3 protein-coding genes are annotated in these 24,188 nt (G+C 47.4%); all 3 read right to left on the reverse strand.

Annotated features, from left to right (window positions below):
- Positions 1-103: 103 nt before the first annotated feature.
- Positions 104-5,968 (reverse strand): GEVED domain-containing protein, encoded by a 5,865-nt coding sequence (locus OGH69_RS15850; RefSeq protein WP_265175468.1) that lies wholly within the window; start codon positions 5,966-5,968, stop codon positions 104-106.
- 432 nt (positions 5,969-6,400) lie between these two features.
- Positions 6,401-9,310, reverse strand: coding sequence for an autotransporter-associated beta strand repeat-containing protein (locus OGH69_RS15855; protein ID WP_265175469.1), 2,910 nt, complete (start codon positions 9,308-9,310; stop codon positions 6,401-6,403).
- Between the two features lie 289 nt (positions 9,311-9,599).
- Positions 9,600-23,825, reverse strand: a complete 14,226-nt coding sequence (locus OGH69_RS15860) for a GEVED domain-containing protein (protein WP_265175470.1) — start codon at positions 23,823-23,825, stop codon at positions 9,600-9,602.
- Positions 23,826-24,188 lie beyond the last annotated feature (363 nt).

The following is a 24,188-nucleotide window of genomic DNA, read 5'->3' on the forward strand; positions in this document are numbered from 1 at the left end:
ATAAAACAGCGAAAATACCTCTATTAAAATAGTATAACAAATAAAAAATCCCCTGCCGCAATGCGGCAGGGGATTTCTGTAAATACATTTTGGGGGTATGCGCTTAGAATATTATTTTCTTGCTCACCTCGCCTTTTTGTGTGGCGATGGTAACAATAAGCACCTGCTTTTCTGCCTGAAGGCCGCTGATCACTGTTTCGGTAGCGTTGATGTTATCGCCGCTGTACAGCATCCTGCCCCTTGTGTCGTATACCTTAACCGAAGTCATGTCGGTAACGCCGGTACTGATATTGATGTTTCCGCCGTCTTTATACACCATTACGCTGGCAGTGCTCCACGCAGGGTTGCCGGTGCCTAGCGGCTGGGCATATATTACGTCGAACCTTCCGTTGATGGTTCCTGCCTCAGAAGTGAACTCATAGGCACCTCCCTTTAGGTCGTGCGTTGTTCCCAGCAAATTGTCCCTTAGGAAGATGTCCTGCCCCTGGGCAAACACACCGTCAAACTGGTCAAGTGTTATGGTATAGGTACCGGCAGCAGTAGCTTCATAGCTCATCGGAACCTCATCGGTATCTTCAAACGATGCCCTTGCCTGGATACCCAACTTGTTATCTTCAACTACAGAGTACAGCGTTACCGGGCCATCGGTCATTGCCTTACCGTCCCAACCGTAGTCAAGGCCTGTGGTGGTATTAGCCGTGTAGGCAATCATTGCCGGGCTGGACTCGCCAAGGGTATTTTTAAGGCTCAGCCAAAGGCGTGACGATGTTACCGTTTCATCCTGTGCCGTCCTGAACTGGAAGTCGTGGTTTTTGCCAAAACGCATCTCGTTGTCAAAAACAACACTGCCTGATTGCGCCTGTACGATGAAGCCTTGGCCTGTGTTTAGCACCCACTGGCCATTCTCAGCCACAGTAGCATATTCGCCATCGCTTGTATCGCCATTGTTGTTATCATTAGGTACGTTCAACCCGGCCATGGTGAGCTGTACATAACTTGATGTACCAGTTTCGTTCTTCTTCCTCCACAGGAAGATAGGCGAACCATTTACAAGATTGCCGCTGTTGCGTGCGAAGAACTCAGACACCTTGATTGGTGACGGATAAGGGTTACCCACAGCATTAAAGCCACTGTATGTTCCCGGGTTCCTTGGGGTTACGGCTACGTTTACATCGCCATTGAATGGTGTACCTACATAGGAACCTTCCCAGCGTTCCGCTGTCGAGGTTTCATCCACATAGGCAGGGTGGTTGTTGGCCACACGGATAAGGTAGCTTTCACCTTCTGCAAACGTAATTGTACCCTGGCTTGTCATTGAATTATTGTAGGCATCGGTCAGCGGGTTGTACTTGTAGAAACGGTTCGTGAGCGTTTTCGGTGAGAAGCCTATCAGCGTTTCACCTGCAACAGGCGATGACCAAAGGGCATAATCAAGCCTGAACATCGGCGCCGATTTCCTGTCAACCTTAATGAAGCCGGAATTGTTGGTATCATCTACCTGGATAAGGCCGGCATTGTTCTCTACCACGATCTTAGGGCCAACGATTACCGTTTCGCCCACCGGAGCACCGTAGGTTGCCTGTTCACCCTGAGCTACCACATGGGTAGTGTTGTTGATGGTTATCTGCTTCGTGATGGTAACGTTGTCACCTTCCTCAATGGTCAGCGTACCGTTTAGCACTTCAAGCTCCAGCGCTGTAATTTCGCCATCGGTGCCTGTATTATAATCATAGTTGATAGTCGCTTTATCAATCACTGTCGGCGCAACACCTGCAGACCATCCTGTAGACGTCCAGATGTTTTCGCGGCCGGTTTTAACCGGTTCAGTACCCGAATTCGCAGATGTAGAATTTACACCTACAGCCCTAACCCTATAGTAATACTGTGTATTTTGTGTAAGGCCGGCAACGGGTGCCGATGTGCCATTTATTTCAAGATCTTCATAGTTGGTTACAAAGTCAGGGACATACCCATGTGTACCCAAGTGAGACACATCATCCATATCATATTGCTCCCATTCTGTAGCCAGGGTAGGAAATCCAGAAACAGGACTAACGGTAACTCCCGAGGTTACAGTTGGTTTCCTAACCAAAGTTTTATTTTCCGTGGTAAAGCTTCCACTAGTCCAAGAGCTTCCCGGATCACTGCCAATGCTTCCAAAAATATCGACAAATGAACCGGTACTGATTTTATATAAAGCGATTGCGTCATCACCCCCGAAGCTTGTAGCGGCAATAAAAGTTGATGGACCAGAATAGATAGTTCCTGAATTACTGTATACCGCAACATCACCACTAGCAAGAGTACCACTCAATTGTATTGATTGGGTTACAGAAGTTGAGCCGTTAGCGTAAAGTCTTACTTGGTAATTGCTAAGGTTTATTGCTGATCCTGTACCGTTATAAATCTCTATATATTTATTACTAGACGAACCTTCAACATATTCTGATATAATTAAGTCTGTTGTTGTTGTCAAAAGGCCAAAAGTCGGCGATGTACTTACATCTAATCTGTAGCTTTCCGCGCCTTCAACTGATGACCAGTTTGCTTCGAAACTCACTGTGCTCACTTCAGACGCTGCGGTTACTTCGGGCGCAGGCATTGAAAGCGTAGTAAAGCTCAACTCCTCGCCATAAGCTGTACCATTGCCATTTATAGCAAAAGCACGCACGTAGTAAGTACTATTATCCTGCAAGTCCGTGATTACACCGCTGAAAGATCCCGTTCCCGAACCGATATTTTCACGCGTTACACCTGCTCCGTCGATAGCAGGATTAGCCGTAAGGCTGTATACCACACCTCTTGAAGTAATGGCGGATCCACCATCTGACGTAACATTACCACCTAATGTAGCAGTTGTAGCGGTCTGATCTGAAATTACTGATGTTGTAACTGTAGGGTAAATATTATTGGTTATCGTAATTGTATAATCTTCCGTTTCACCATATCCGTAATTTGAACACGGGTCAAGCGTCAGAAGGTTGCCATTTCCATTATCAGCTTCTCTCACACGTACCCTATGCTCACCTAAGGTCGCGTCGGCAGGTACCTGAATCGACAACACAAGTGTTTCGTTGGCGCCAACTAATGATGTATTCCTGAATCGTTCCGATGTGCTGAATGTCCCATCATTGTTAAAATCAATCCATACAGCAATGTTACCAGAAAAGTCTCCATTTTTAATTTGGGCTTCATAAGTAAGCCCCCTGAAAAGCGTTGTAGTGAACGAAGTGACAGGATAGTTTACATAAGCCTCAGGATTGCCATTACAGCCGGAGTCGATATTATTTATTCCATTCAACACAAATGATTCTATACCATCACCAGAATTGCAATCGTTAGTATACGTTGGAGAGCAATAAACCAGTACCGGCACCCCTGTAACACCCGTTCCCGAGCTCCAAAGGCTTCCCTTACGGGTAAACACTGTAAAATGGTAGGTAGACCCATTGGTAAGGCCGGTAACCGTTGTTGTGGCAGCCGAACCTTTGTACACTACATATTCGCCTGTAGCAATAGCTGTACCCGACCCAAAAGCTGGGTTTACCGTATAGGCTGTACCGTCACCCGAAGGCGTTGCCGTTACAGCACTGCCCAGTTTTGCCACAACAAGCACCTCGTCAAAACACGAACTGTTGGTCCAGTTCAGCTGAAGCTGCGCACTTGCCGGTAGCGTAACCGAAAGCGATGCAACGTTTACAGGCGTTACACACTGTGTAGTAAACGTACCCTGCGAAGAATATACCGTACCACCGTTATTGGTAGCAAATGCTTTATAAAAATATTGTGTTGACGGCGTTAATGAGCCAACGTTTACCGTAAAGGTACCTGTTCCAAATGAGCCGCTTTCAGAAACCTGCGTACCCGAACCGTTAGTAAAGTTATTGGTAAGACTGTACTCGATACCGCGCACGGTAGCGTTAGAACAGCCTATTGAGGTGATGTTGCCGCCCAGTACTGCTGTAGTTGCCATAACCGAAGTGCTGGTTGGCGTTGTTACCGTAGGCGCTGTATTTACTGCCGTACCCGTAACCGACTTGTTCAGGTTGGTATTTACTCCTACGCCCGAAATAACGATGGTTCCGTTATAATTGTCTGTCGTATTGAGTGGCGAAAACTTCACATATACGGTCTGGTTAACGCTACCGCCTGCGTGGCTGATGTTTAGTGTAGGGTTATATGAACCGCCCTGCGTAGCCGAATACGTATATCCTGTTACCGCTGCCAGGCTGATGTTGCCCGCTTTCGCATTACCCGTTATAGTAAAACCAACGCCTGTAGCAGTGGTGGTATTGATACACTGGCTGCCCAGTGCCACGGCATTGGCCGACGTAAGCGTCTCAACCACTGCCGTAATGGTAAGGTTGCCCGACACTAGCGGCTCGCTGGCCGTGATGTGCGACGATGGAATGGTAACGTTGATGGATGCATTGGTATCAAAATCACTATTGTCATACGCCAGGGTTACCGTAGCGTGGGTATCGTCGACCCTTGTAACGCTTGCTATAGATACGCCTGCCGGCGCACCGCCCAGTATAAACCCTTCACCGTTAAATGTTGGTTCTTCTATAAACAGTTCGCCTGCAAGGTTAATGGTAAAGGTATTGCTTGTCGTCAATGTGTCCTCATTTAGCGTACCGCTAAGGTTAGCCTGCGGGTTTTCGGTCAGAAAAGTGGTTGCTGCGCCATAAGCATAGCTGGTACCGTCATATACGTAAGCCGCATAGGTGTAATCGGTACCCGGCGTAAGGCTGCTGATTCCGGTTGAATAAGCTCCGGTAGTGATAGACGAACCGCCTACTTGTACCTTAGTGACACCTGTACCACCCACCTGCGGGTTAGCATTTGTAGCAGTAACCGAATATACAAATCCTTTTTCGATACTGTTGGCCGGGCATACCGCCGCGGTAACCGAGCCGTTAAGTGTAGCCGTTACAGCACCTGCCGTAAACAAGCCGGTTGTAGCTGCCTGGGCTACCGAAGCCGTAAGCACAATATCAGAACCATTGTTTGTGGAACTTACCACAGGTGTTGGGCTTGTATAAACAATACGTACCCTGTAGTTACCGGCAGTCAGGCCGGAAGGCAGTGTTGCAGTAACCGAAGTACCTGTAGACGATACCGTAGCCAGCATATTACTTGTAGCATCGGCAAAAGTACCGCCTGCTGCCGAACGCTGTACCGCAAAAGAACCGCCGCTGAATGTACCCGTGCTTGTGTACGGTACTGTTATGTCATTCGAAGTGTTGGCACAGAAAGAGCCAAAGCTCGTTGTTGTGGTAGATAAAGTCGGACCAGAAAGTGTACCGGTTACTTGAACATCATCAATACACCAAACTTCATTACTCGAATCATTCTTTACATTCAATCTAAGACCTAGACTAGTTGTACCATCAGGTACTGTAATAGTCAAAGTAGAATAAATAGTGCCACTATTTGTTGCTCCTCCATTTGTATTTCCAGTCCCTGATACAATAGTATTTGTTCCTACTGCTCCTGTTACCCCAGAATTACTATACCCCCACCTTGCATTATTATCACCCTTTACTACAATAGTTGCATTTGACTCAGTATCACTTAGAAAGTTATTTGAATTAAGTTTAACAAATGCTCTGACATAATCACTCGCTTCTGCTCCATTTCCTGTAGTTGTTGAAATACTAGAAATCCTTACAATAACTTTCACATCTGAATAACCTGAAACAGAAACGTTGTCAAAAGTAATTTCACTGGTCTGACCTGCCACCTGAAATGACCTCGATCCGGACCTAACCCTTTGGTTAGTTGGAGTACCGGAGTTAGTACTAGAAGCACTTCCGGTTGTAAAGTTATATGCCCAAACAGGAGACACAGGAGATGTTTCAAAGCCTTGTTGGGCTATAATATCCTGCCCCCAGGAGCTCGCTCCCGTGACCATTGCTGCAATCAGCAGCACTTTCGCTAAATGTAATCGTAATAATTTTCGCATAAATAGCAATTTGTTAGTTTTCTTATTTAAGTATTTAGTAGATGTTAAGAAACGGCAAATTTATATCTTTTTTACGATTAACGACACAAAACAACGATGAAATGCACATGAATTAATTTTTTACTAACCTTATACCCAGTAATATCGGGGAATTTCCGACATTATCACGCCTTTTGTTATCAAAATGTTAAATCTATATTATGAATAATTTTTTGCATGCCTCCCAAAAAGAAAAACCCCCTTCGTTTTCACGAAAGGGGAAGCCATTAAACCACACCTTACCTTAATTTAAATGGCTTTTTGCTTTGGGGACATAAACCATGCGCTATACCACTACATACGAAACCAACGCTGCCCTGGTTTTGGATGATGAAAAAAAATTCCCTTATCGCACCGGATAAGGGAATTTAAGATGGGGCATTTTATATTTTCTTAATATAAGGCCTTTTTGGATATTTTGCCATCCGGCAGCGTTACCTGCACAATCAGTGCCTGCTGCTGTGGCCGCAGGCCGGCCATGGCCAGTTCCCTGCCCCCTATGCCGTTTTGGCTGAAGAGCATCCTCCCTGTGAGGTCATAGACCGTTACCGCCTGCATGTCGGCATTCGCGGAGCGTACGGTAAGCACATTCCCCTCGTTATATACCATGACAGCGTTATTTTCGTCCATCACATCCTGTGTACCCAGCGCCTGTGCATATACCACTTCAAACCTGCCTTCGGCGGTTCCGGCTTCGGCGGTAAAGGCATACCCGCCCTGCTTCAGGTCGTGGGTTACGCCCAGCAGGTTATCCTTCAGGTAAATGTCCTGCCCCTGTGCAAATACACCATCAAAATGATCCAGCTCAAGGGTATAGCTGCCCGCCGTTTCGGCCATATAGCCCAGCGGCACGATGTCGCCGGCATAAAATGCGGCCCTTGCCTGTATGCCCAGCTTTGTGTCGCCGGCCAGTGAGTATATGGCTATGGAGCCATCGGTCATCGCCCTTCCGTCCCAGGCATAGTCTATCCCGTTGGTAGTATTGGGGGCATAGGCGATCATCGACTGGCTAAAGTCCCCTGCCGCATTCTTCATGTTGATCCACAGGCGCGACATGGTGGTTTCGCCATCCTGCGCCTCCCTGAAATGGTAGTTGTGGTTTTTTGCCACGCGCATTTCGTTGTCAAACGCAATGGTGCCAGTAGCGGCCTGCACTATAAAACCCTGCCCCGGATTGATGACCCAGTCCTGGTTATTGGCTACGTTGGCAAACTCATCGTCGCTGGTATCGCCCCAGGTGTTGCCGCTCTGCACGATAAGCCCGGTCATCGTCAGCGATACATAGCTCGACGTTCCGGCACCGTTCTTCTTTCTCCAAAAGAACAGCGGCGAATCGTCCACCAGGTTGCCTTCGTTGCGGGCAAAGAACTCCGACACCTTTATCGCAGAGGGGTACGGGTTACCCACCGCATTGAAGCCGCGGACGCCTGTACCGGTATTGCGGGGTACAACGGCAACATTCACGTCGCCGTTATTAGGCACACCTGTATAAGAACCCTCCCATACGACAGGTTCTGTGGGGTTGTCCTCGTATGAAGGGTGCAGGTTCGACACGCGTATCAGGTAGCTTTTGCCTTCATCAAATGCTACGGTTCCCCCGTTGGCCATAGACGCACTGTAGGCATCGGTAAGGGGGTTGTACTGGTAAAAGCGGTTGGGCAGTGTTTCGGGCGAAAAGCCTATAAGCGTCTCCCCTGCCACCGGCGACGACCACAGGGCATAGTCCAGCCTCCACATGGGGGCGCTCTCCCTGAATACGTTTACCAGGCCGGTATTGGCCACATCATTGGCCTGAATGAGGTTGGCATTGTTCTCTATTGTCAGTTTGGCACCTACTATCACTTCGTCGCCCGGTTCGCCTCCGTACAATTCCTCTTCGCCCGCAGCAATGGTATGCTGGAAGTTATCGACCGACAGTGCGTTGCCCACGGTAACATTCATGCCCGCAGGCACGGTGAGCTGCGCAGTCCCGAAAAGGGAAAGGTTATTGCCCACCCTGAGGCTGCTGCCCATGCTTTTAACCCCCGACCCCGAAAGCACGAGGTTGCCATACTGCTGGCCCGAATTGAGTATCCCAAGGGTTTGTGCGGCGCCGTTATACTCTACATTGCTTGCAACTCCTATTATATGTGTGGAGTAATTGGCAGGAAGTGTGCCGGTGCCGCCAATCTTCAGCGTTGCGCCATTAGCAATGGTAAGCGTGCCCCCTGCGGCTGTCCTGTCGGCAGAGTAGCCGCCAAGATCGAGCGTACCTCCATTAAGCGTCAGGTTGCCGGCCATAGTCCTGTTGCCGTTCAACGCAACAGTGCCGCTGTTGAGGGTGACTGATGCCGGGGCAAAAGAGGCAGGCCATTCAGCAGATGCTGTAACAGAACCCGCCCCGAGGTTGTATACCAATGCTCCGCTGCTGCCAAACCTGATGGCCGCGCCCGAAGCGAGGGAAAGCTGCGCAGGGTCGGTAAGGGTAAGCGTACCGTTGATGGTCAGCGCCCTTCCTGCGGCTACCGCCACCGTGCCGCCTGAAATGGTAAGGTTTCCTATGGTTTCATCATTATCGACGCTAAAAGTACCCGAAGAGAGTGTTACGGCTGCCGCATCAGGAAGTATGTTGGCCGTGCTGAGCCTTAGCGTACCGCCATTTATACTATAGGATGCAGATGCCATGGTGCCCGAAATCGCGATGGTTCCGGCCGATACGGTTGTGCTTCCTGTATAGGTGTTTGCACCTGATAAGTTAAGTGTACCCGATCCTGATTTTGTGATCGCCCCTGAGCCGCTGATAACACTGCCTACATTAATAGTATTTCCACCCACAAACTGGGCGGTATTGGATTGCAGGTTAATGGTGCTGTTAGAAAGCGACAGCTGGCCCGAATTTGCCGCAAACTGCACGGTTGAAGCATCGAGACGGAAAGGTATATTAAAGGTATGGTGTGCTGCCGCATCGTTATAGAGTCCGATTGTAAGGCCCAGCCCGCCTCCCTCAAAGCTATTAAATGTGCGATTTGTGGTGGCCGAATTTTGCAGGGTCAGGCTGCCAATTCCGAAAATAGCGCCATTTACCCTCATAACCGTATTAACATTATGGCCTATGAATACAGTGTTACGGATATTTTCAGGCCATGCATCCGGCCGTACTTCAATACTCTGCCATGTAAAATAATACCACGGCTTATTGTTATCATTCCACCAAAGGTCGGTACCGGAATTATCCCTGCTGTACACATTTTGCTGGCTGTATGTATATCCTGAATATGCCAGCGCTGCCATCACACTTACCAGATGGATTAATTTTGTCCTCATAACCATCGTTTTAAAGTTATCGAAACAAAATTAGCATCTATTTTATAACTAACAGGCAAATGTTAAATAGAGTAGCCAGCGACAACGTTTTCGTGTTAATAAGTTTTAATATTCCTAAACGAAAACATTTGAGAAAAACATAAAAACCATTTTTTTAAACATAAAAATGATAAATACCAAATAAGGAATCCAGTTGCGTAATTCAAATTATAAATAAAAAAAACCTCCTCCCCTTTGTAAAGGAGAGGAGGCTGCCAAACCATAGTTGGCTAATTGGGGGTTATAAAGGCTAGAATATGATTCTTTTAGTCACCCTTCCCTTATCGGTATTTATCTGGATGATAAGCACCTGCTGGTCAGAATGAAGGTTTTCGATAACCGTTTCGGTTGCATTGATGCCGTCTTTGCTGTACAGCATCCTGCCCCTTGTATCATAGATGGCCACGCCTTCCATGTTCAGTACCCCTGTATTGATGTTGATGGATGTACCGTTTTTGTACACTATCACATTATTAGGGTCAAGTACCGGGTTGTCTGTTCCGAGCACTTCGGCATACACCACTTCAAACCTTGAGGTATTGATTCCACCCTCAGTTTCGAAAGTATAGTTACCCGCTTTCAGGTCGTGCGTTACACCGCCCAGAAGATTATCCTTAAGGAAGATGTCTACATCGGTAGTAAACACGCCGTCGAAATGGTCAAGACTGATCGTGTATGTACCGGCAGCTGCAGCATTATAGCCCATTGGCACCACATCTGAAGCATCGAATGCCGCCCTTGCCTGGATACCAAGCTTCTCTTCTCCTGCCAGGGAGAATAGTGACATGTTGCCGTCATTCACAAAGGCCCTTCCGTCCCAACCGTAGTCGATATCCAGCGTAGTTACATCGGTGTACCCAATACCAGCCTGGGCAAACTGCCCTTCAGACCCGTTGATGTTCAGCCACATCCTTGACATTGTAACCTCGTCCTGGTCCTGCGCATTCCTGAAGAACTGCTGGTTGTTGAGGCCAACACGCATTCCGTTATTGAAATGAACGTTGCCTGCCTGCACCACCTTCACGATAAAGCCCTGTCCGGGGTTGATCACCCAACTTGAAGGGGTACCATCAAAGTAGCCTTCACCGGTATCGCCAAAGTCATTGGTCATGTTGCGGGTATACATCATCTTGGTTACACGGGCATAACTGCCTGTTCCAGTCTCATTTTTCTTCCTCCAGAAGTACAGTGCAGAGCCAGGATTGATCATTCCGGCGTTGCCATCAAAGAAGTCATAGATGTTTATCGGTGACGGATATGGGTTACCCACAGCGTTAAATCCGTTAAGTTGATTAGTCACCGGCACATCAATGTTACCGCTCCTTGGCCTGCCGGTAAATTCACCCTGCCAACGGGTACCTTCAGGCTCCTCTGCTTCTTCAGCAGGGGCAACATAGGCCGGGTGCGTATTCACTACCCTTATGAGGTAGCTTTTGCCTTCGTCCATCTCAGTGGTGCTTGGTGAGCCTATCAGGCTATAAGCATCGCTCGTTTCATTATATTTATAGAAACGGTTATCCAGTGTTCCTGACGAGAATGCTTTCAGCATCTGGTCCTCAACCGGAGATGACCACAGGGTGTAATCCAGCCTGAAGATCTTCGAGCTCAGCCTTTTGAACGTAATCTCGCCACTGTTCGGGTTGTTGGTAACATTTTCTCCCTGCACCAGGTGGGCATAGTTGTCAAATATCAGGCTACCGCCTTCTTCAACAGTTACCGCATTGGTAATATTCAGCACACAGCCGCCGTATACATTCATTACAGCACCGTCTTCGACAGTAAGGCTGTTTCCGAATACCTGCACATTTTGCGTGATCACCTCGTCTTCATCTTCTACATCTGTCCCAATCTGAGGCATAAAGCCTGCATCAGAAGAGATCACGATATTGTCCTGTGCGGTAGGAACCTGGCCGCCGCACCAGTTGGCCGCGTTATTCCAGTCAGAACTTGTACCGCCAATCCATTGTTTAGGAAGTATGGTTACCGTCGCTTCACTATCCGAAGAACATCCGTTGCCGTTATTTACGGTAGCAGTGTAGGTAGTAGTTTCCTCAGGCTTGGCATATACTGTAGACCTTGCAGTACCGGTATAAGGGACTGTAGCTGCAGCATCGGTATATAAGCCTTCTACAGGCGACCAAACCGGTGTTGGATTTGTAAAGGCGAATGTCATGTTCGGCCTTGAAGTGCTTACGGCTACCTGACCTCCTGTTGCCGCATCCATACCTGTAATTCCACCTGCAACATCATCCTGCATCCTGCTGTAGGTAGAGTTGAATGTTGTAGTCGAGTAACGCACATTGTTACCCGATTCCCAACTCAGGTCAGGATTATTATGTATAGTTTCAACAATAACGTTCGACGTACCATCCCACACAAATGGTGTTGATAATGTAAACGTAACGAGTCCTGTGGCCGTCGCAGTAAATCCGGCAGGGCCATACACATCAGATGTGCCTGACACAAACCCGGTCATTACATTTGTAGAGGTCGCCCCCATCCTGATGGTGAAGTTACTTATTACTGCCTCTGAATTAGTTGTGAATGCACCAAGATCGAAGGTTACTGCTGTAATCACGCTTCCTGAAGCCATATTCTGGGCAGTAAGTTCATTTGCCCTGAAGAGCATCTGCGCCTTCTGGCCTTCGTAATACCTGCTTAACGGGTTCGGTTTGTTGGTATCAGTATTACCGGCAATAGCAGTTCCGGTGCCCAGTATTGCTGTTCCGGATGCCACAGCACCCGATCCCGCAGTCAGCATTTGTATTACTCCACTGCAAATACTTGCGGTAGCCGGCGTTACAGGGTAAACAGGGTTGCTGAGTACTGTAGCGGTATAGGTTGCTGTCCTTGCACACGATCCTGAGTTTTGCGTAGCCGAGATGGTGTACACTGTATTTACAGTCGGGCTAAAGGTATATCCCGTAGAAGCATTGCCCGACCAGGCCGCTCCGGCAGGTACCGAAGTAACAACAAAGTTGTCATATGATGAACCGCCTGCTGTTAGCGTTACTACAGCTGATGACTGCCCTGCGCACACAGTTCCTGTTGCACTGCTAAGTGTAAGGGCAGGAGGTGCTGAAATGCTAAAGTTAGGCGTAGCCAAAGCTCCCGAAGTAGCAGTGCCGCCCGGTGTAGTTATTGAAACAACACCCGACACACCTGCGGTAACAGTAGCTGTAAGCTGTGTACCGGCCCCGTTTATTACAACAGGAGTTACAGGAGTTCCACCGATAGTCAATGTACCTCCCTGGAGATTTGTACCGGTAATGGTTATCATGCCTGAATCTGCGCAGTATGAAGCCGGAGTAAAGGCAGTTATCGATGGTCCCGAAGGCTGTCCTATCGTAATGATATACTCTACCGTTGTACCCCTTGCGTATGATGTACACATGTTGCCCGAAGTGATAATCTGGTTCCTCGCATTCCTTACCCTCATCCTTCTGCTACCCAGCGTAGCAGTCGACGGAATATTTATGCTTATTGTACCCGAACTTCCGCCGGCAATTGAGGCAGCACCCATGAATTCGTTGGCATCAGCAAAGTCACCATCGTTATTAAGGTCAATCCAGATACCTACACCCTGAGGGTTTGTATTTCCGCTTACTACCGACACTGTAGCCGTATAAGCATTAGCCTGCAGGAATGTAGCCGTATTATCACTGCCTGTTAAGAGCGCATAGAAGTTATTTGAAGAATCACCTACAGCACCCGGTGTAGAGCTAAGGGTAGTACCGGCAACAGATATTGCCGTCATGTAATCTGCCGTACCCGAAGTAGTTATCGGGGCTGTACAGTAATCTATCACAGTCATTGCTGCGCCTGCAGAGGTAACTGTACATCCGTCGGATGTTACTACAACACGATAGAAGTAGCCGCTGCCTGTGGCCGTTGTACCGGCATTAACAGTAAGCGTTGCAGATTGCGCACCGCTGTAAGTAGTTCCTGCAGGTGTACTGTTTGCCACATCGGCATAAGCACCGTTTAGTGTTGTAGCAAACTGCCATTGGTAGGTTGGCGACGGAGCAGAGGTAGCTACTGTGAAGTTAACCGAGTTGCCTCTTACTACCGAAGCAGCTACCGGAGCGCTACCTATAGTAGGATTATTTATTATTAGTTGCGCTGCAACCGAAGTTGCCGGGCCACATGGCGCTGTACCGTTAACAACCACGCGGTAGAAGTAAGCTCCTCCCACAGGTGTCGACGCAGTAGTTGTCACAGCCAGGGTTGCTGTAGTAGCACCCGAGTATGTAACGCCTGCAGGTGTAGCATTGGTTACGTTACTGAATGTGCCTCCAGCTGATGTAGCATACTGCCACTGGTAAGTTAAGCCTGTACCTGAAACATCTGTAGTAAAGTTCACCACAGAACCTGTTGAACAAGCTGTCTGGGCCATTGGTGCCTGGTTTATTACCACTGCACTATTTACAGTCAGCAAGGCATCATTCGAGGTTGCGGAAGCAGCACCTTCCTCAACATAGACACGGTATATCCAGTTGTTGTTAGCTGCCGTTATGCCAGACAGCGATAATACATTTGTATCTGCTCCGCTGTACGTTATATTTCCTGTAGTACCATTGTTTACAATTACCCATCCGCTTCCTGCATTCACCTGCCACTGATACTCAAGCGCATCGCCGGTTGCCACTACAGTAAAGCTTGCAGTACCCGCGCCATTGTCGCAAAGTGTAACACTTGCAGGATGTGACGTGATACCGATATCGCTAACCGATAGTGTTGCCGCGTCTGAAGTAGCTGCCGCACATGGTGCGGTACCGCTTACCACTACACGGTATTTATTGCCATCCATACCCGGAAGAACATTGGTGACAGTTAGTGTAGCCGTTGTTGCACCGCTATATGTACTGTCATTGCCCAACGCTGTATACGCGCCGTTGCTTTCAGAGACTTCCCACTGGTATGTCAGGCCGGTGCCTGTTGCTGCAACCGTAAACTGTGCGTTGCTGCCAGGTAGTACGATCTCAGAAGTCGGCATTGAAGTAATTACAACAGGCTCACTGAATGTAAGCGTTGTGCTCTCTGAAGTTACACAGCCATTAGTTGTTTTAGTATAAGCTATAGTAACGGTTCCTGCTGCATGAGGGGTTACAAGCCCTGTACTGCTTACTGTAGCAATGGCAGGATTTGAAGTTCCCCATATACCACCGGTTGTTACCATACCCAACTGTACTGTATTCGGCATACATACCGCTATGTCACCACCTGTAATATCATCAACTACAGGGTAAGGGTTTACAGTAAGTGACGTAAGGCTTGTGCCTGTACCGTCGGCAGAAGTAACAGAAATTGTTCCTGTTGTTGCCGATGAAGGAACTACAGCCGTAATTGATGTATCACTTACAATATTGAATACAGCATTTACACCATTGAACTTAACAGCGGTAGCACCGGTAAAATGAGCACCTGTAAGTGTAATGGTATCGCCTGCGCCTGCACATACAGCTGTAGGTGTAAATGAAGTAATACGCGGAGGTGCAGGAAGTACTGTAAACACATAGTCTTCTGTTTCACCATACGATATAATACCACATGCGGGTGGGTTGGTACTTAAGTAGTCTGATTTAACCCTCATCCTGTGGTTACCAACAATGGCACCAATAGGAACTGTAATAGATCCTGAACCTGTAGAGACATAACTTCCTGAAGCATATACTTTTTCAGAATCAGACAGAATCAGGTCGTCATTCCAGTCTACCCATACATTAATTCCGTGTGTAGATCCGGTTATACTTACCGAGATATTTACTGAATTGCCTTCAGACTGGCTTACTGCCATAGCAGGATTATATGAATAGCCGCCTGTAGCAAGAGTAGTACCTGTGTTAGAAATATTAGCTGTACCGCCTGTAGTAGTAACAGACTTAATATAATAACCTGTCGAAGAAGTTCCTGACGCACAATATCCATGTATAAATTGATATGTACTCCAATCGCTGTAGCCACTTGCGTCACAATTACTTCTTACATGAAGATAGTAAGTAGTGTTCATAACAAGACCACTGTAAGCTGAAACTGATGTTCCTGTTATTGCAGTCCCACTTGCAGGTGGTGTAGCAGATGTAGTAACAGCATATTCGTAACCGGACGGTACCGGAGCCGTTGCAGGGGCTGCCCATGATAAGTTAGCCGTTGTCGTTGTAACAGACGTTGTGCTGAGTGATGTAGGAACGTAGCATGTAACCGGAGATACAACTTTGAAAGTATAGTCTTCCGTTTCGCTATAATCAACCGTTCCACAAGCAGAAGGGTTTGCAGAATAGTAATCTGTCCTTAACCTCATCCTGTAACTGCCATTAGGAGTTCCCGCAGGAATTGTAATCGTTCCTGTTATTAAATCAGTGTATGTAACATAACCGTTCGAAGTATATACAGTTTCATTGGCATCATTAAAGTCAAGGTCATTATTCCAGTCAATAAACATGGCTAAACCTGTTCCATCTTCATAATAGTCTTCTACAGCTATTGAATAATTTACAGTGTTGCCCAAAGACTGGGAAACATTCATAATTGTATAATCAGAATATCCAGGGCCATCTGTAGCATTGTTGGTAATGTTTGTATATCCCCCTGTTGTAGAGAATGAATAGATATACTCGTAACCTGTATTATTAGTACCTGTCAAACAATAATTGGTATAGAAAGGTACAGATCTCCATGAGCTGTATGAACCGCTTCCGCAATTTGTCCTTACATGAAGGTAGTAATTTGTACTGGCCGTTACTGCATAAGCGCTAACAGATGTACTTGTAGTAGCCGTACCGCTTGCAGGCGGGGTAGCCGATGTCGATACAAAATATTCGTAACCTATTGCGGCAGAACCAGTAGCAGGCGCAGCCCAGCTAAAGTTTGCCGATGTTGTGCTGCTAAGGTTTACAGCCACGTTATCTGGCATAATACATGACGGTGTTTCGTGGATATTAACGTTATCCAATAGTATATCGTCATAGTATGCAGTATCCGAAGTTGATTTATCCACAACAAAGCGAAGCTGTACTGTAGTGCCTGCATAAGCTGACAGGGATAGTGTTACTGTCCTCCAGTTTACATCATCAGTAGCATTTGTATAAATATTAGTCCATATCGTACCATTGAAAACATCAACTTTAAAGGTACAGTTGGTACCCGTCGAATAATTGCTGAAATAATCAAATGAAAGTTCAGGTACCGTAAGCGTCGCAAGGTTGAGGCTTGGTGACAGCAAAGTAACATCCGTCACGGTTCCCGGTGTAGATCCGTCAACCCATGCAAATGTACCGGCAGCACGTCCGTTAAGAGCTCCTTCATAATCAGCCTGGCCAGCAAATAACCACAATCCTGCTCCTGATGGAGATGAAGATGTAGTTGTCCAGCATAAAGGTATAGTACCTGTTGCGAAATCCAATGCAATTGGAGCATCTGAAACCACACATGGCGTAGTGAAGGTAAGCGTAGGTGAGTTCGCGCTTATACAGTAGCCAGTTATAGCTCTTACCCTTACGTAGTAAGTTGTATTTGCTGTAAGGCCGGTTATGTCCTGATTAAGGCCCGACACCGGCAAGGCCTCGTAGCCAGGAACGAATGTCGTGAAACCTGTGTTGGTAGCTACGTCCATAATATAAGTAGCATCTGCCGTAGATGAAGCCGTCCACTGTGCACGGAACGATGTTGCCGTTGCAGCCGGAGTTGTAGCAGCTGTTAGCGTAGCAGGAGCACCTGTAGCAGCAACACATGTAGTAACCGATTGAACTAAAGGTGATGTCGTATTGTAAACAGGACCATAACAACCGGTGTTATTATAGCTGTATACGTAATATTGGTAAGTGTTTGCAGCGGTAAGGCCTGTTTGTGCAAAAGTTAGCCCTGTACCGCTATATACCACTGTACCTGCCCCCAAAGCTGCATTGGCAGCGTAAGCTGTATAGTCAACCGGGGCAGTTACCGTTGCAGCACCACCGGTAATATTGTAACGCACCACCAAATAGTGGCTCGGTGCACTCGGCGCGGCTGTATAAGCTACGTTAAACGATGTGTTGGTATGCGCTGAAGCCGTAAAGCTTGTTGGCTGGTCGGCAGGCGCTGTACATGGGTTAAGGTTTCCGTAAGCAAAATAACCTTTATAATCTGCAGCAGCTATTGCAGAGGTAGTACTAAGCATGCCTGCAGCGTGTGTTGTAACCGGTATGATCGGGCTGTACTCGCCCGCAGCAGACGGTGCCTGTATGATCTTGTTGCTTGCTACCAGTGTTCCGTCAAGCACCCTTACATAGGTACTGGTAAGGTTGGCAAGCCCACTGGTTATGAGTGCCTCCCATCTGTTTGAAGAAAGAGATGTAACCCCTACTCCCTGCGTACCTGCATTGGTAGTAAACGGCTCTACCCTTACAACTATGGCACCGCTCGCGGCAGTTGTAGGATCTACGTACATCGGCTGGTATGCCGATGAAGTCCCAACCGGGAACAATGCATTCAGGGTAAACGCTCCTGTAGAAGTCCTGCTTGCAGCAAATGTCCTTGCAAACGGCCCATTGATATATGCGGTTGCCGAACCTGCATTGTTCATTGTTCCGCCAGAAGTGGCCGTACCCAAAGTAAGCAGGTTGGTGGTGGTTGTATTTACTTTACCTGAGGTAAGGGTAAGCGTACCGCTCATTGTCAATGGGCTGTTCAATGTTACGCCCGAGGCATTATTGTTGTTCACCGTCAGGGACGAAAGGTTGGCTGTTACCGTACCTGTAGTATTTTGTATCGTACCTGCATTGGTAATGGTTTGTGCAACTGTATTCACTACTGTTGAAACACCTGAAGGCAATGCAAGGTTTAGCGTGGCATTCGCATAATATATGCTGCCTGCACCAATTGATATATTGCCCGCTACAGCAAGCTCATAGCCGTTATGGCTAAATTCACCCCCATTTTGAAGTGTAAAGTTTCCTTTAACACCCAATGGATAGCTATTTAATTTAACCACCCTGTTAGTTGCGGTTGCAGTTCCTGTCGCAGGGCCGTTTACCACAACATTACCAAAGTTGATTTTTCCTGAACCTACATAGTTATAGAGGTAATACCCGATAGCATTTCCACCGGCGGTCGAAGAAACTCCGTCACCAAACCTCGTAGTGTGCGATGGCGAAACCTCAGAGGTGGCAGAAGTCGAATAATAAAGTGTATAATGTGAAGTTGATGTGGTGACAGGAGGGTCAATAACCGTTATCGTACCACCTGTCCAGTTCACCACTGCGGCTAGGTAGAGCGCTGAACTGGCATTTGCAGCAACTGTTGAAGTTGCCACTGTTCCCGAATTCGGGTCAACGTTAATGTTACCTGCGCTTTGGTTAAAAACACCGTTGTGATAAAGGTTACCGTTAATGTTAAGCGTACCACCGGCAACAGTAAGCGTACCGCCGTTGGTAAACCTTCGGTCACCACCACCTGCAGGTCCAACATTTACAGTGCCGCTATTCAATGCGAATGTACCGCCGGAGTTATTGCTGATACCTGTAGTTGATGCACCGGCGGCGTTAATTGTACCACCGGCAACAGTAATTGTGCCTGTATTCGTCACAGTGGTTGCATTCACAGTACCGCTGTTTGCGTTTACGGCACCTGCATTTGTCAGTGTCGCTGATGCCAGCGTACCGCCTGTTACATTAATAGTACCGCCTGTTACAGTGGTAACGGCATTTGTAACTGTCAGCGTGTTCGCGCTAAGCGCTAAAACTCCCGTATTGGTTATACCTACAGCAGATGCCGCAGCTGTGTAGCTGCCATCAACTGTAACGGTATGGCCCGGCTGTATGGATACTACATCTGTAGCTCCTGGAACAGCATTCTTATTCCATGTTGCTGCATCATTCCAGTTACCTGTCTGTACAGAAAGGTATGGAATGTCTGCACTGTTGATACCCATGTAGAAATCATTTGTAGTGATCTGGGCATAGGTAAGGCCTGTCCTTTGGGCATGTGGCAAAGTAGTACCTGCCTGATGGGTACCTGCAACCCCTGTAAGAGTTATGATCCTCGCTGCAGCTGTCGATGGCGCAGAGCCAAATACTCCTGTAGCCGATAGCGCCAGCTTATATGTTGATGCCGCCATGTCTGTACCCAAAACACTCACCGACCATTTGCCGTTAGAGCGGGTATCCATCGTATAGGTATCATCGGTAATAGCTATAGGGCTTGTACCTGTCCCCGCTGTGTATGTTACAGCGAGTATGCCCGGATCTGTAGGTGTAACGCGCTCTATCCATGCGTGCCTGGCATTTCCGGCTGCATCGACCAACGGGAATTGTGAAGTTGTAGTTGTCGGAACTGCATTGCCCGCAAGCGATGAGCCTGTTTGGGTATTGTTCCATCCGCGGGCAAAAGCGCTGCCCGGAGCCATACCGCCCGATGTAACCGTAAGTGTTGTACCCGGCGCGGTTAAGGTACCCCATAGTAGTGCTTTGCCTGCCGTAGTGCTGGCTTTACCATCAAATACGATAATGCCTGAAACACTTGCAGCCACCGAAGTGTTTACCACAACCTGATTCAAAGGATTGATGGTAACACCATTAGCCGATGTATTCCTGAAGGTTACATTTGCAAAGTTGGTTGTTGGAGATGATGCCGCATTAATAATTACACCCGCACCATTTACAGTTACAGCTTGTGCTGATGTCTGGGCGGAAGCTGTAGTACCCGTAGTCGCAGTAAACACAGTAGTTCCGTTTGCTATAAAGGTACCATCATTTTCTACCGTTAAATTCCCCCCTATGTTAGTTGTAGAGGCGCTTTGGTGATAAACACCGGCAGTCACGGTAAGGTTGCCATTGATAACATTGGCATCTGCAGCTGCACCCGCCTGGGTAATCCTCCTTGTGGCTATTGCACCCGGGTTATTTACCACAAGGTTGCCAAGGTTAAGCCTGCCTGAACCTGTAAAAAGGTTGTAGAAGAATCCATAGTTACCGCCGCCGGCTTCTGTAGACGATCCGTTACCAAACTGTACTGTATGGTTCGAAGAAGCATTAAAGCTTACACTAAGGTTTCCATACAAAGCATAAGCGCTGGTGTTGGTCGTGGCTGTATGCGGGTCTACAATAGTAAGAGTACCTCCGCTAAGGGTTATAGTGCCTGTAGCAAATGGTGTACCGGATACCCCGAAGCCAACCAGTGGCGTTCCCGAAGCTACCGATGTAAGCGCATCGCCATTATTATTACCGTCAACCACTATGGCGCCATTGCTTTGGGTAAAGGTACTGCCTGTTGTAGTAACAATGTTACCGTTTACAATAAGTGTTCCTCCCGATACGTTCAGTGTACCGGAGTTAGCAAGCGTACTATTATTGTTAGCACACCCCACAGTAAGCTGGCCACCGCTTACATTAAGCGTACCACCGTTTTGTATTGTGATGCTGCTTGTCGTAAGGGTACCCGAAGTTACTGCCATTGTAATGCCCGATGGTATGATCGCCACCTGGCCGCATACCGGCCCGGTGCCGTTGTTCCAGTTGGCCGCAGTAGCATAGTCGCCTGAAGTTATTGCGGTAATCTGCGGCGATGCGAAAGAGGCGGATGTTACCCACGCGCTATATCCCGAGGCATCGCAATTGGTTCGAACGTGCAGGTAATAGGTAGTATTGGTGGCCGGAAGAGCTACATTACTCACTGATGTACCTGTTACCCCTGTACCCGATGCAGGTGGCGTAGCCGACGTGGTTATGGCATATTCATACCCTACTGGTGTTCCCCCTGCTCCCGCAGGCGGCGCTGTCCAGCTTATGTTGGCGGTAATTGTAGTCGGGTTGGTCGTAACTGTAAGTGCCGTAGGTACCACACAGTTAGGTGTCTGCGAAAAGCTCACATTGTCCATGAACATGTTATCCCCATATTCTGAGTGGAATTTGAAAGCTACCAGCACGTAAGGCTTGTTGGCAATCTCCGAAGAATAGTAAATTTTGGTGTTCCATTGGGCCGTACCTGACGCAAGGGAACTGTCATGCCTTGCATACAACGACCCCATGTTGGTCCAGCTAACACCATCTGTAGAATACTGCAGCTGCATGCCTTCATTAAGATGTGCGCCACTGTTGTAAGATGTACCATTCTCATTCCTCCAGTCAAACTTAATGGCCACATTGCTTATTCCTGTAGTATTAAGCGGAAGGCTGATCAGGCGTTCCTCTGACCCCGCTCCTCCGTTACTATTGGAATAAGAGTTATATTGTATCATATGGGTTCCTTCACTCGGGCTGGTAGTCGGGTTGGACCCGGACGTCACATACGACAAATAAGTACCGGTTTGAATGGCGGCAATATTCCTGCTCCAACATACCGGTATCGTGGTTGCATTAAAGCCCTGGCTCGACGGGAATGTCGTTGTAGGTGTACAAGGTGTCGTAAAGGCTGCACTTGTTGACCAAGCGCTATAGGTGCCGCTGCAGTCTGTACGCACATAAAGCGTATACTGCGTACTTCCTGTAAGAGCCGCCCCAAAAGTAACAGAAGTAGCTGAAGTGGTCGTACCACTGTCGGTAAGGCCTGTAGTCCCGCTTCCTCCGGCCCCACTTGTCCGCAGTTCCCACTGGTATCCTGAAGGTGTTCCTAAAGAAGGTGCTGACCAAGAACCGTTCCCAGCATTATAAGCGGTTGCTCCTGCGGTGACATTAACTGGAACACCACACGCCGGCGGAGTAGTAGTTACCAATATTATTTGAGCCAACGTCGATCCAATGGCTGTAGCAGTAGGTGGCGAAGCCGGACTCGGGTTTGTAGAATCGTTTCTATAATAAAGCCCCCTGTTGGTCGCAGTAAAACCTGCCCAGTTGTTTAAACCAGTAAAACTTGCCGAATTCTCGTCTACCGCCACAACCAAATTGCTTATCCCATCCCAAAGGAAAGGTGTTGTTAGTGTGAGTTCCACCCAGGAGTTTGCCGTAAGGTCCGGCATTGTACCTGAAAAAACCTGGGTCATTGCTGAAGCAGCAATCCAGTCAGTCGTTGAGCTAAAGGTTGTTTTTGCTGTATTTCCGATATATACTACCCAACTATTATAAGTACTAAACGGAGTGTTTGCTGATGTTGGCTTGAACCGTATTTTTGTGATGTAGTTGTTTCCGGCCGTGTTGTTAGCGTTCAGTTCGCTTGCAAGGTAGATCTGCTGCGAATAGTTATAGCCATAATTCGTGACAATTGGAAACTCAGTAACAGTTGTTGAGCCGCTGCCGATCTGGCCGGAAAACATAGTGGTGAAAGACCCGGCACTTGTAGTATAGTATGTCGTTCCGCCACTATTGGTTGCATACGACCGGTAATAATATGTTGTACCCGGTGTCAATCCGGAAATTGTTGTAGAAAAAGTTCCTCCTGAACTTCCGCTAAAACCTGAGCCTGCTACTAAAACTGTTGAAGCGTCTGCCGGGAAAGAAGAGCTTGTACTATATTGTATGCCATATGCTGTAACCGCAGAACAGCCTATTTGGCTTATTGTAGTGCCTGTAATGGTTGCACCTGTGCTTGTTAGTGTTCCGGTTGTGCCGTTGCCTGATAATGTAGGTGCGCTATTTATACCCGCCCCGGTTACGGCTATACTGCTGGCAGCGGCACTGCCCCCTGCTACCGGTATGCTGCCACTGTAACTCGCTACCGACGTTGGCGTAAGTTTAATGAATACTTGTTGGCTGATAGTTCCTGACGAAGGGGTTAACGTAAGGGTGCTGGTATATGTTCCGCCTGATGTAGTTGAAAAAGTATAACCTACGAACGGACCAACCGTTACGTCTCCAGTGAGGTTGACCCCGCTAACTGTAGTATTCTGTGGCCCGCCCTCAACATTGAGACAGACATTGCCAAAAGTACCTGATATTACACCTCCTGAAAGAAAAGGCCCGGTAGCCGGAGTATATGTCAAAGATATATCATCGATAGCTCCATAACCATGTGGTGAAACTGCATCGGCCTTATAGGTAAAAATAAGGTTTGTTGTCGTACCTGCAAGTGTATTTGATAAGTTAACGGTTTGGGCTGTAAATGTTGTAACTGCAGCGCTTGGATAAGGGCCGAATACAATACCTGTAGTGGGAGCTGTGCCTGAAGTTGGTGCAGCCGCATTGGTACTTACCAAAAGGTAATCATATGGCGTTCCACCAAAAACATCTGAAACTGCCTGCTTGTACTTAAAAGTAAGTACAATATTTGTTGCACCGGGCGGAATCGTGATACTCCTGTACATATGTGCAGTAGTTGCGATGCCATTAGTACCGACACTTGTATTGCTTGATCCGATAAAAGCGGCGCGGTTGCCGGAATAACCAGTCTGTGCCGTGCCTATGTACCACGCACGGCTGGTATTAGAACCATTTAAAATAGTCCAGTTGTTTGCTGCAAATGTAGCACCTGTCTCAAATCCTCCATCACCGGAAGCCGAGATGAGAGTTTGTCCAAAAGCACTACCACCCGCCCCTATAAAAATCAGGAACAGCAAGATGCAAGACTGCATCCGCGAGTGCTGTTTTTGAGCACGCTGATTTGCATCATCCTGTGCCGCTTTACTTCGCACCTCTAACGATCTCCTATCATTAGGTGACGAAATGTAATTTTTTACCATAGTTTTAACATTTTAGATGCTAAAAGTAAAGCAATTAACAACACCTTAACACTCCTAATAGTTATTTATTGAATAATTAGTAAAATAATAAATAACGAATAATTATTTAAAAAATGAGCTTAATATATTGTTAAAATTAACATTAAAGCAAGAATATGTTATAATAAAAACATAACGTCTATAGCTTTTTTCTTACACAAAAGTTAATTTTATGTCGTTTTCTTCTTAAGAATCAAAAAATTAAGCTAAAAAAAA

The sequence above is a fragment of the Flavobacterium sp. MFBS3-15 genome, assembly GCF_026107645.2.
Taxonomy (GTDB): domain Bacteria; phylum Bacteroidota; class Bacteroidia; order Flavobacteriales; family Flavobacteriaceae; genus Flavobacterium.